The organism is Hadarchaeum sp. (SeqCode) (genome assembly GCF_038871235.1).
In the GTDB taxonomy this organism is placed as follows: Archaea; Hadarchaeota; Hadarchaeia; order Hadarchaeales; family Hadarchaeaceae; genus Hadarchaeum.
Genome location: NZ_JAVZIN010000003.1, coordinates 106564 through 118743 on the forward strand (window position 1 = coordinate 106564; position 12180 = coordinate 118743).

Consider the following 12180-nt stretch of genomic DNA (forward strand, 5'->3'; position numbering starts at 1 on the left):
AGCCAGTCTATAAAAAATAATTTTTCAACATAGCTGTTTGTTTTTCCATAGTTAACCGACCATGTATCTGGCCTTGAGTGGGGAAAATCATCCTTTTGAATTTTGAAACTAAATTTAACGAAAAATTAAAAAGCACAGGGAAGCTTAAATACTGCGTGATGGAGGCAATTTGATGGTGCAAACAGGTCTTTATGGGAAACATTGGGTGGCTCCTGAGCTTGAGTGGACGCTTGAGGAGCTTGAAACGGTTCTTGACGTGGCGTTTGATCTTAAGAAAAAATATGCTCAAGGAATACCCCATCGTTACCTCGAAGGAAAATCTTTGTTCATGATTTTCTACAACCCATCTACCAGGACTAGAAACTCCTTTGAATGTGGCATGACCCAATTGGGTGGCCATGCTAACTTTCTAGATCTCACCACCACTTGGATAGAATCTGAGGATATCAAGGACACAGCAGCGGTTTTATCTCGTTATGGACATGGTATCGCTGTCAGATGTTGTCCAGCAGGAAAAGAATACGGTACAGGGCACAACGTTATCCGTGCTTATCAAAAAGCTTCTACGGTCCCGGTCATAAATATGGAGGATGATAAGTTTCATCCTTGCCAAGGCATGGCCGATATAATGACCATCAAGGAGAAGATGAGAAAGTTTGAGGGAAAGAAGTTCGCCATGTGCTGGGCGCCAGGGCACGTAAGAGCGCCACTGGCTGTGGCCCAGACCAGCATATTGTTGATGACCCGTTTTGGCATGGATGTGACTTTGGCTCATCCTCCGGAGTATGATCTGGACCCAGAGATCATCAAAAAAGCGAAGGAGTATTCCGAAGAGGCGGGAACAGAGTTCACGATCACGAACAACGTAGAGGAGGCTTACCAAGGAGCCGACGTAGTTTATCCGAAATCCTGGATAAGTTGGAAACTATACCGGGAGGGCGGTTTCACCGAAAAGTTGTTACCTGCTCACAGAAACAAATACTTGAACTGGACATGTAAACCTGAATTGATTGATCTTTGTAATAAAAAATCCATCTACATGCACTGCCTGCCTGCCGTTAGAGGTGAAGAGGTAGTAAACGAAGTTATTGATGGCCCCCATTCTGTGGTTATTGACCAAGCTGAAAATAGATTACACGCACAAAAGGCCATAATGGCACTGACGATGGGTGGCTCGAGGTAATCGTGTAAGAAAGGTATGCTGAATGTTGGTGGACACGGCGATAAAAAATTGTAGGATAGTTGGGGTTGACGGTACAGTTGCTGGCGGAATTGCTATTGACAACGGAAAAATTATAGCTATAGCAAAAGATCCGAATCTTCCGAGCGCAGATAGATATATAGATGCAAAGGGAAGGTTTGTAATCCCTGGTGTCATAGATCCCCATGTTCACTATTCTCTTTACCGTCCGTTCGAGGAGGATTGCAAAAGTGAAACCAAGGCCGCAGTGGCTGGCGGAATTACTACTGAGGCGCTGATGACTTGGGGAGGAATGGATAAGCTACTGGCACCATACAAGGAAAAATTTGACGAAGCTAAAAACACCGTTGAAAGACATGCACTGGCTAACGTGGTTTTCATTGCTTGTCTCTTCACAGACCAACATATACAAGAGATACCGGAATATGCTCGAGATTTGGGCATTACTCAGTTCAAACATTGTATGTTTCTAAAGGGCCGCGATGCCGAGGCCCTAGGTCTGCCTTCATTTGATGATGCCAAACTATACTCTGGACTTGAGATAGCGTCAACTTTGGGCCCTCCTGCAATATCGATGATTCACGCCGAAAATGTGGAGATATACTATGGGCTGAAAGAAAAGCTGCTGAAGGCGGGAAGGAAGGATCTTAGGGCATGGACTGAAGCCAAGTCGAGTCTCTGCGAGGCCGAGGCGGTAAGTCGGGTGATTGCCGTTTCCGATTACTTAGGGGCCCCGATTTATCTGGTCCACATAAGTTCTAGGGAATCCCTCGACATCGCCGTTCAAGCCCAAGCAAGGGGCAGCAAGCTTACTGTGGAAACGTGTCCCCATTATTTGTCTCTTTCTTACAAAGATTTCCCCGACGATTGTGTATTGGCGAAGTGCAATCCACCGTTGAGAGACGAAAGAGATATAGAAAGACTTTGGTGGGGAATTCAAAGGGGGCACGTGCATTGTATAGGAACTGATCACTGTGCTTCTACTGGTAAAGGCGCCCTCGATATTTGGTCGGCGCCCGCAGGTTTGCCGGGTTTAGAGACGCTTCTCCCAGTGATGTTAAGCGAAGGGGTGAATAAGGGCAGGATTTCGATGGAAAAATTGGTTGAAGTCTGTTGTTACAATCCAGCGAAAGTGCTGGGAATCCTCCCCCAAAAGGGCACCATTGTGGTTGGTTCAGACGCTGATCTGGTGATAGTGGATTCGGATGAGAGTAAAATAGTGAAAGCGGAGAACCTGTGCACCGCTTCGGACTTTACACCCTACGAGGGAAGAGAGCTTAAAGGCTGGCCGGTTCTCACCATGGTGGGGGGCAATGTCGTCATGGAAGACGGCGAGATTATTGGAAAACCCGGTATTGGAAAATACATACCGCGGAAGCTTTTCTAAACGAATGGCGAGTTTGACCGCAGATCTAGCTAAAATTGTTAAATTGTAGCATCATATTTTTAAGTGAGAAATTTTAAGGACAATGGGAACAAAATGAGCAAAAATTATTTGGAGAAAAAAATTTTGAGGATAGATCTTTCGAATAGGAGGATAAAAGAACAGACGGTTCCGCAGGACTGGTTTAAAAAATACATCGGTGGCATGGGATTCGGTATAAAGATTCTATTCGATGAGGTGAATCCAAAGGTCGATGCTCTTTCCTCTGAAAATAAACTGATTTTCTCGATTGGCCCGTTGACGGGAACAATGGCCCCGATGTTCGCCCAGACCTGTGTGGTGACAAAATCACCGCTCACCAACGGCGCCCTGAACACCTATGCTGGAGGATTTCTGGGAGCTGAAATCAGCCGCACCAACTATAGCACCATCGTAATCGAGGGCCGCGCGGAGAAGCCTTGCTACATCCGAGTTGATGAGGATGGGGCAGAAATCATCGATGCCGGGAGCCTGTGGGGAATGAACACTATTCAAACACAGGAGGCTATAAAAAAGGACCTAGGGAACAAGGCCCAAGTAGCATGTATTGGCCCGGCTGGCGAGAATCTAGTTAGGTTTTCCTCGATCATAGCCGGCAGGCGGGCTTTCGGAAGAGGTGGGGCCGGTTCTGTGATGGGATCTAAAAAACTCAAAGCGATTGCCGTTAGCGGCGGTGAGAAATCCCCAGAAAATGAAAAACTGAACGAAGCCATCAAAGAAGCAAGGGAGATCTTGAAGAAGGCACTTTCTCAGGAATGGAACTTGATAACACTGTTCTCTAAATATGGGACAAACGCTGCCATGCCGGCATTAAATGAAAAGGGGATGCTTTCGACAAGGAACCATCAGGAAGGGGTCTTTGAGGGAGTGAATAAAATAAGCGCGGAATATTTCGGTAAAAATCTCTTCGTGAAAAATGTAGCTTGCTTTGCTTGCCCGGTTGCCTGTGGAAGGTTCTCTGTGGTGAAAAGCGGACCGTATGCAGGAACGGAGACAGAGGGACCGGAATACGAAACGATATATGCTCTCGGCTCAAACTGCGGAATTGACAGTGCAGAGGCAATAGCGAGGGCAGATCAGTTATGTGATGAGTATGGCATGGACACGCTTTCCACTGGAGTCACCGTCTCTTTCGCGATGGAATGTTTTGAGCGCGGAATAATAAATAAAAAGGACACTGCCGGGCTGGAACTCAGGTTCGGAAACCACGAAGCCATGGTGAAGCTAGTGGAAATGATTGCCAAGCGTGAAGGTATAGGAGACCTTCTGGCTGAAGGTACTAAGAGGGCTTCGGAAAGGTTAAATAAGGGATCAGAAGTTTTTGCGATGCAAGTTAAGGGAATGGAATTCGCAGCTTGGATGCCTGAAGCGATGAAGGGAATAGCCTGCACATTCGCGACATCTAATCGTGGGGCATGCCATAAGCGAGCAATCATCGGGGATGAGTTTTCAGGCAGGGCTGATCCTCTTGCCTACGAGGGAAAGGGCAAATTGACCAAGGAGATCCAAGACAAGGTAAATGCGATTTTCACCCTGATAGGCTGTAGATTTTCTGAGTTTACTTATCCCCTCGAGATGTATCCCAAATTGTTAAACGCTGCGACCGGGATGAACTTCTCCGACAGGGAGTTTGTTTTGGTGGGTGAAAGGATCTGGAACATGGAGAGAATTTTCAGCGGGTTTACCAGAAAGGATGATGTACTGCCTGAAAGATGCTACACACATCCCATTCCATCAGGACCGCTCGCTGGAACACTAGTTGACAGAGAAAAGTTTGAAAGAATGCTCGATGAATATTATGAGGCAAGAGGGTGGAATAAAGAAGGAAGACCCACTGGGGCTAAGTTGAGAGAGTTGTCGATTTTAATCTAGCCGAGCAATGGGGAAAAATTCCCAATTAAAATCTACCACTGTCTCAGTGTAGATCATTTTAAGGCTTTAAGAGTTGGTTTAACCCCTGTTAAAAAATATAACTTTAGCTATTGAATGTTGTTTTTTCATTAGCAACGTGTTGCAATTATCTTCAGGCAAATTTATACAATGGGCCCATAAGTTGAGGGTTCTATTTTTAATATGCTGCAAATATATACACCTAAAAACCATTTCTTCTCGTCAAGTTTTGGTGTTGTTTAGTTCAAATCACATCAGAGAATTTTAAAAAAAATTTATATAGTAGGTATTCTAAACCCTAACACATGACCGACCTAAGTGTTAGCTTTATGGGAAAGGAGTTGAAGAGCCCGATTCTCCTGGCGCCGGCGATGTACAACACTTTTGTGGGATGGTTCCCGAAATTTGCCCACAAAATCGCCAAAGCTGGCTGGGGGGGAATTGTGGCGAAAAATATAGTTACGGACGACGTTCGAGTGGGATTCTGCAGTGAGCCGGCGTTGTGGACCACTCGGATGGATACTCCGGTGGGCAAGCGAATGAAAGAGGGCATGGCTTTAGTAAACGCCGGGCCAGATGTCGAGTATTACTCGGAGAAAAAATTAGATGACCCGGCAGAGGAGATTTGGAGGATTAGTAAAGAAAGAATGAAAAAGGGAATTGAAAAGGCGCATCAAGAAGGACTAGTCGTAATTGGAAACTTCTCCCCCACTGGACCTGAAAATGCCGTCAGGATTGCTAAAGTATATGAGGAATGTGGATACGATGGACTTGAGTTCAATACATCTTGTCCCATGATACATGAGCTAGGAATGGGAGCTTTTGCAGTAGGGGTGTATGCGGAAAAGATACAGGAAATAATAAAAGCGGTTAAACAGGCCACTAGCCTTCCACTGATGGTTAAGCTGAGCCCCCACACGCTCAGTGTTCCAGACACGGCAAGAGCTGCGGTGAGAGCAGGCGCAGATGCTATTTCAGCCATAAACACCGTGCTGTCGATAATTGGCATCGATGTCGAAACGGGATATCCTCTATCGCGTTCTGCGGATGGAGGCTTTTCCTCACCATGTGGATATTCAGGTCCACCGATTAAACCTATTGGTCTGAGGGTCGTTTGGGAAATTGCTCGATCAGTAAAAATCCCCGTTAGCGGCATAGGGGGAGCACACGACTGGAAAAGTGTTATTGAATACATGATGGTTGGAGCGACAACGGTCCAGCTTTCCACTGCTCCAATGTTCCGTGGGCTCGGCGTTGGCAGGGAGATTTTGGATGGGATGACTGAATTCATGAAGAGAAAGGGATACACTAGCGTCTACGATTTCATTGGAATGTCAGTTTCTCGCATTGTCCCAGTTGGTGTAGCGACATTTACTTCAGCTAAACCTGCAGTAGGGGTCGTCGATACCGAGAAGTGTACAGGGTGCAGGCGCTGTGAGATCGTTTGCGATGACAACTGCTCAAGCGCTGCAAAGGTCATAGATGGAAAAGCGATAATTGATGACAATTTGTGCTTGGGTTGCGGGTTGTGTTCGGTCGTTTGTCCAGTGGAATGCATTAGTTACAAGCCGATAACAATGGAGAAAAAGATTGAAATAATGAAGAACTTCCACCGACAAGGAGAATGAATCCATAAAGCAGTCAGCTAGGTGATTGCTGCAATAGAGCAGTGAACTTTTCCATTGCCCAAGAAATCTGAAGATGTTGCACCCACAGCGTAACGGTGGTTATCGCTACCACCATACGGTGCTGTAGAATAGCGCAGCAGCTCATTTTGAGGCCGCGATGGCCCTAAGTCAAAAAAGAACGGTTCTTCATTTTTGCAGAACTTATATTTTCAGAACAATTTTTAGCGTTTAACAACTCCAGCGATTTTAATACTTGCTATTATTAACGATTAAAATTGCTTTTGATTGAGGATGAGGGAAGAATAAAATTGAATGTTTATCTTGTTTTGGAAAGTTCTATTAAACTTGGATTTCTTAGTTTAGACGGAGAATATACTCATAATTGGAAAAGGTGCAGGATGGGAGAAAGATGATAAAAAGATCAGAAGGGAAATCAGTGGCGAATAAATTAAATCTGGATCGGCAAAAGAATGAAGGTACTGGATGGTGATAAGATGTCCCTGAGAAGTTTCTTTGAGCCATCAAGCGTTGCCGTGATTGGCGCCTCGCGCGAGCCGGGTAAACTGGGTCATGAGATATTCAAAAATATAATTGATGCTGGTTATAAGGGAAATATCTATCCGGTGAATCCAAAGGCACCCGATGTTTTGGGAGTAAGGTGCTATCCATCCATTAAACAAGTCCCGGGCGAGGTTGAACTTGCTGTGGTGATAGTTCCCGCGCGTTTTGTCCCCTCCGTGATCTCAGATTGTGGCGAGAAGGGGGTCAAGGCCGCGGTGGTCATCTCGGGTGGCTTTGGTGAGACCGGACCTTCAGGTGCCGAGCTGGAGCGCCAGCTGGTGGAGACTGCAAAAAAAGCAGGGATTAGAATAGTCGGCCCCAACTGTCAAGGAGTTAATAGCACATCAGTAGGTCTTTGTGCCAGTTGGCCGCTTGTCAGGACAAAAGGATCGATATCGGTGATTTCCCAAAGCGGAACAGTTTTGGCCGCAATCGCCTGCTGGGCCGAAGAAGAGAAGGTGGGCGTGGACAAGATAGTGGCGTTGGGAAATAAATGCGATGTGGATGAAACTGAGCTTCTTGATTATTTCTCCAACGAACCCGCAACTAGAGTCATTGCGCTTTACATCGAGGGCGTCAGAGACGGAAGAAAATTTTTCAGAGTCGCTCGTGCTGCGGCTGAGAAAAAGCCGATCGTGGTCTTGAAGAGCGGGAGGACGGCTAAGGGCGCTCTCGCCGTGGCCTCGCATACACGATCACTTGCAGGAAAGGACGCGATATTTGATTCGGTATTCAAGCAGGCAGGCGTCCAGAGGGTTTCAAGTGTGGAAGAGTTGTATGATGTCTGCAAGGCATTTGCGTCTCTGCCATTGCCCACCGGCAAAGATGTGGCCATAATCACAAGCTCAGGTGGCTCCGGCATCCTAGCCCTTGACACTTGTGTGGAACTCGGGATGAACGCTCCGGACCTGCCTCCTGAAACGCGCGAGAAGTTAAAGGAAAAACTGCCTCCGGAGTGCATCCTGCGGAACCCGCTTGACCTAACCGGTAGCGCGACATCTCAAATGTATGATGAAGCAATTACAGCGTTGGATGCATCGGGCGTGATCGATGCTTTCGTGGTGATTGTCGGAGACCCGATGCCGGGAATCTCGGATGTTATCGTCAAACACGTTTCGCGTGGCAAGACCATAGTTCCAGTTATGTTGGGGGGAGGCAAGGCGGAAGCTGAGGAAAGGAAGAAATTGGCGGATTCAGGGGTACCTGTGTATTCAGACCCAGTTCGTGCAGTTAGAGCCCTGTCTGCTTGTGTGCGCCGTGCCCTGTGGAAAAGTTCATCTCAATAGCATGAGCTTTGACAATATTTAAAAGATAAAATTGCTATTTCACTACAAGAGGTGGCAGTCTTGGTAGGTTTGAAAGGCGGACAACTTGAAATTCTGTCTCAAGATGAGGTATACAAAATTCACCAGAAGACAATACAGGTTTTAGAAAAAGTTGGCGTTAAAGTTCTGGAGCCCAACGCCTTCAAAATTTTAAAGGATAACGGCGCGGAAGTGGACCCTGAGACAAACCGGGTTTATCTTCCTGAGCATTTGGTTAAGGAGGCGCTGAAGAAGGCACCGGGAGAATTTACTCTCCATGCTCGAAATCCAAAGTACGACGTTAAAATCGAAAAGAAACGCGTCTACTTCGGGCCGATGATAGGCCGGATTTACATCCTTGATCTTGAAACAGGGAAAAGGCGCATGACTAATTTAAAGGATGTAGAAAATTTGTGCAAAGTCGTTGACGCGATGGAGACCTACAGGCTTATCCACGGTGGCGCTGTCATGCCCAACATCGACGGCGTGCCGGGCAAGGTTACCCACGTGCTGGGTTATATCGCCAGCGTTAAGAACACCTCAAAAGTGGTTAAAGCGACGGCTCGCGGCACCCAGCGGGCGAGGGATTGTTTAAAAATGGCCGCGATTTTAGCGGGCGGAGAGGAGGAACTGCGCAAGAAGCCGATGGTCTATACAACAGTAAATCCAATCAGTCCGCTTCAGCATGCAACCGATATGACGGAGGGTCTTTTGGAATATGCCAAGATGGGCCAGCCCGTTGACTTCGGTGTTGAGATCCAAGCTGGCGCCACTGGTCCGGTTACTTTGGCCGGTGTTCTGGTGCAACAGGGTGCGGAGATCCTAAGTGGCGTTACCATAGCACAGCTCGTCAACCCAGGTACTCCTGTGTTCTACGGCACCTGTTCGACCATTATGGATATGAAACGGGGGCACATAGCTTTGGGCGCGATCGAGGCCGGCATCTTAAACGTGGCATCGGCGCAGATGGCGAGGTATTATAACTTACCATGTAGGGGAACTGCTGGAGATACTGAATCCAAACTGATCGATGTTCAAAACGGCTATGAAAGAGCGTTGAACTTGTTGCTGGCTTCCCTCGCTGGCGTGAATTATATTTTCTACCCTGGGACATTAGAGTCGGCCCGAACTATTAGTCTGGAGCAGCTAGTTATCGACGATGAAATTTGTGGCATGATTTACCGCGTCCTGAAAGGAATTAAGGTAGATGAGGATACCTTAGCTTATGATGTAATAGCTCAAACCGGGCCGGGTGGGCATTATTTGGACAAAATGCACACATTAAAGTACCTGATGGAAGAGCAGTATTTTCCAAAAATAAGTGACAGGGAGACGCGGGAAAACTGGGAGAAGGCGGGCTCGAAAGACCTGTGGCAAGTGGCTCGGGAAAAAGTTAAAGAGATCCTCAAGACACATGAGCCTGACCCGTTGGATAAAGAAATTGAAAAGCAGTTAATTGAGTATGCTAAAGAAGTTGAGAAAAGGGAGAGTAAATTCTAAAATTGGTCAAGCAATCGCAGCGAGTCAATAGGTAGTTTATCTATACCCAAATCGGTTCGTTCCAAAGCGTTAAAGTTTTTCCTATTCCCTCTTTTTTAGCCCTTTCGTAGATCATGGAAGCTACTGCAACGTCTTCGTGCGCCATACCGATGGGAGCAAAGAAAATTCTTTCGTGGTCGTTTTCTCTTCCAGGTTTCTTTCCGGCAACTATTTCGTCAAAATTAGCGTAGATATCGCTGTCGGTGATCAGTTTTTCATCATACATTCTCGCCAGAACCGGTGTCCGGCGATGTTTGACCACATGCCAGTCGTCCACCACAATTTTATCTGAGTTGAGAACCACATCGTATTCTTCCTCCACATAAGAGCCGATGTGAATGAACAGGCTTCCTTCCTTGACCCATTTTTCCTTGACTATTGGCTCGTTCGCCACAGTTGCTGTGACGATAACATCAGCGCCCTTGACGGCCTCTTCTGGCGATTCGACGAATTTCGTGGTTATCCCAGTGAGTTTTTCAATGTCCCTTGCGCCTTGGATTCCCCTTTCTTTCGATTTATCAAAGCCACGAATTTCCTTTAAAGATGGCAGCGCTTCTTTTATTGCCATGGCCTGAGTCTTAGCCTGTACGCCGAGGCCTATTAAGCAGAGAACTTCCGAATTTTTGCGAGCGAGATATTTTGCTCCCAAGCCCCCAACGGCTCCTGTCCGTACCGCGCTTGGTATTGTACCATCCATGACGGCCAAGGGCAACCCTGTTTGAGTGTCGTTGAGGATGATAAGCGCGCTAGCCCTAGGTAAACCGCGTTGAAACGGGTTTTTCGGGAAGCTAGGGATCCACTTTATCCCCGCGACTTCCCAGTCACCACCGATATAAGCAGCCAAGCCGTTCATTCGCCCTCTTTCCTGCTCCCCAGGAGGTAACTCCATAACAATTTTATCCGGGATGACAACCTGCCCCGCGTTAAGAAGTTTAAAAGCTCTCTCGATGGCTTCCATAGCCATTTTCATGTCAAGGCCGCCCGCCGCTCTGACGTCTTCTTGACTCAGGTACAAAAATTCGACCTTTTTGGTCATCGTTTTCACCCGTTATCCTACTCATTTTCTGGTATTTAAAAATAAAGGCCGACCCAACTTAGAGTTAAAATTTCTTTTTTATTTTAGACGATTTTCGGACAAAACGTGATTTAATTGTTTAACCACTAGAAAATACTATTTGATAGGTGTCAGAAATGAATTTTGGTAACAAAGGATATACTCGTTGGTTAATAGTGGTTGCCTCATTTCTAGCGCTGTTGGTCGTTGGTGCTAAATATGTTTTTGGTATTTTTATTCCTTACTTGCACGCGGAGTTTGGTTGGTCAAGCGCTGAAATTTCATTGGCTTTTTCCATCTCTTTTTTATTTACAACTTTTCTTGCATATCTGATGGGCAAGGCAAGCGATAAATTTGGAGTAAGAAGAGTCATGATCCTTGGCGCAGTTCTCGTGAGTGCGGGTTATTTTTTTGCCGGCAGAGTTCGCTCTTTAATGGAGCTTTATCTTTCTTTTACTTTTATCGGGATCGGATCAAGTACACTATATGTTCCACCCGTGTCTACTATCGCGCGATGGTTTGATAAACAGCAAGGATTAGCCACCGGCATAGCAATCACCGCATTGAGTTTTGGTTTGGTTTTCTTTTCACCCTTGGCGCAGATATTGATTCGTGATTTTGGTTGGAGATCAACCTTTCTTATCTTTGGCGCTTTTATTGCGGTTATATTGATGGTTTCAATTTTACTCATGAAAGAAAATCCAGATGTAAAAGAATTTTCGAAGGTAAGCTCTGAAAATGCAGAAAAGTCGATAGATTGCGACGTGAAAGAGGCGATGAGAAGAAGACCGTTTTGGTACTTTTATTTAACCTTGGCCCTTGCTAGTTTTGGAGTTTTTGCTATTACAGTCCATATTGTGCCATTTGCAATTAAAAATGGTGTAGAAGAGTTCCAAGCTAGCATCGCTTTGTTTTTGGTCGGGATATTCAGCATTTTGACTCGTATTTTAGGTGGTTGGATGGCTGAAAAACTTGGGGTGGTTAAAATGCTAATAATTTTCCTGTGTGTACAGGCAATTTCTACATTTGGGCTTTTAATTTCAGGAGGCACATTATTTGTCTATTTGGTTGCATCAGGTATAGGCATTGCATGGGGAGGCTGGGCTGCAGCTTATCCCGTCACATTAAGAAAATTTTTTGGAACTAAAAATTTGGGTGCAATAATGGGGGCGTATGAACTCGGGATCGGTATGGGTGGCATGGCGGGGCCAGCGATTGTTGGATACATTTTTGATATTTTTAATACATATGCTTTGGCTTTTCTACTATGTGGATTCATTGATACGTTAGCAATTCTGATTTCGATCTTGTTAAAAAGAAGCTAAACGCTTAGTCAAAGATTATCTCTTAAATTTCAACCCAAGGTCTTCCATCTCTTTTTTAACTTTATCATATAGCTCAAGGAATTCTTTTCTGGGCGTGACGGTTTTTACATCATAGATTTCGTCAAATGTGTGCCCCCAAGGTCCACCCTCTTTGGTGATCCTGTCCTCATATTTTTTCAGCAGCTCATTGACGATCTCGTTCGCGTCATCTGGCTTCAAACCCGCTGCAGCATACGAGACCTCAGCCAGCCATCT

The 12180-nt window shown here is 46.0% G+C and carries 9 protein-coding genes; 7 read left to right on the forward strand and 2 right to left on the reverse strand.

The window, feature by feature from the left end; genetic code table 11:
• Window positions 1-172 precede the first annotated feature (172 nt).
• The 6 genes from QXT02_RS02285 (at window position 173) to QXT02_RS02310 (ending at window position 9507) form a co-directional block, all read left to right on the forward strand.
• Complete coding sequence (locus QXT02_RS02285) at window positions 173-1183, forward strand: ornithine carbamoyltransferase (RefSeq protein WP_342811705.1); 1011 nt, start codon at window positions 173-175, stop codon at window positions 1181-1183.
• Window positions 1184-1205: 22 nt separating this feature from the next.
• Window positions 1206-2588: a dihydroorotase gene (locus tag QXT02_RS02290; protein ID WP_342811706.1), complete on the forward strand. Its 1383-nt coding sequence runs from the start codon at window positions 1206-1208 to the stop codon at window positions 2586-2588.
• Between the two features lie 93 nt (window positions 2589-2681).
• A complete protein-coding gene (locus QXT02_RS02295; protein ID WP_342811707.1) occupies window positions 2682-4496 on the forward strand; it encodes an aldehyde ferredoxin oxidoreductase family protein in 1815 nt (604 codons plus the stop codon).
• Window positions 4497-4843: 347 nt separating this feature from the next.
• Window positions 4844-6142 (forward strand): 4Fe-4S dicluster-binding protein, encoded by a 1299-nt coding sequence (locus QXT02_RS02300; RefSeq protein WP_342811708.1) that lies wholly within the window; start codon window positions 4844-4846, stop codon window positions 6140-6142.
• A 470-nt stretch (window positions 6143-6612) separates the two neighbouring features.
• The gene (locus tag QXT02_RS02305) at window positions 6613-7989 is read left to right on the forward strand and encodes an acetate--CoA ligase family protein (protein ID WP_342811709.1); all 1377 of its coding nucleotides are present in this window, start codon (window positions 6613-6615) and stop codon (window positions 7987-7989) included.
• Between the two features lie 60 nt (window positions 7990-8049).
• On the forward strand, window positions 8050-9507 hold the full coding sequence (locus tag QXT02_RS02310; RefSeq protein WP_342811710.1) for a trimethylamine methyltransferase family protein: 1458 nt from the start codon (window positions 8050-8052) through the stop codon (window positions 9505-9507).
• A 40-nt stretch (window positions 9508-9547) separates the two neighbouring features.
• On the opposite strand, the gene QXT02_RS02315 is transcribed toward QXT02_RS02310, so the two are convergent.
• Window positions 9548-10582, reverse strand: coding sequence for an ornithine cyclodeaminase family protein (locus QXT02_RS02315; protein WP_342811711.1), 1035 nt, complete (start codon window positions 10580-10582; stop codon window positions 9548-9550).
• A gap of 155 nt (window positions 10583-10737) precedes the next feature.
• Between QXT02_RS02315 and QXT02_RS02320 the strand changes: the two genes are divergently transcribed.
• Window positions 10738-11925, forward strand: coding sequence for an MFS transporter (locus tag QXT02_RS02320; RefSeq protein ID WP_342811713.1), 1188 nt, complete (start codon window positions 10738-10740; stop codon window positions 11923-11925).
• Between the two features lie 15 nt (window positions 11926-11940).
• Here the strand turns inward: QXT02_RS02320 and QXT02_RS02325 are convergent.
• Window positions 11941-12180, reverse strand: a 240-nt coding sequence (locus QXT02_RS02325; protein WP_342811714.1) for a monomethylamine:corrinoid methyltransferase, incomplete at its 5' end; no start/stop codon positions are given.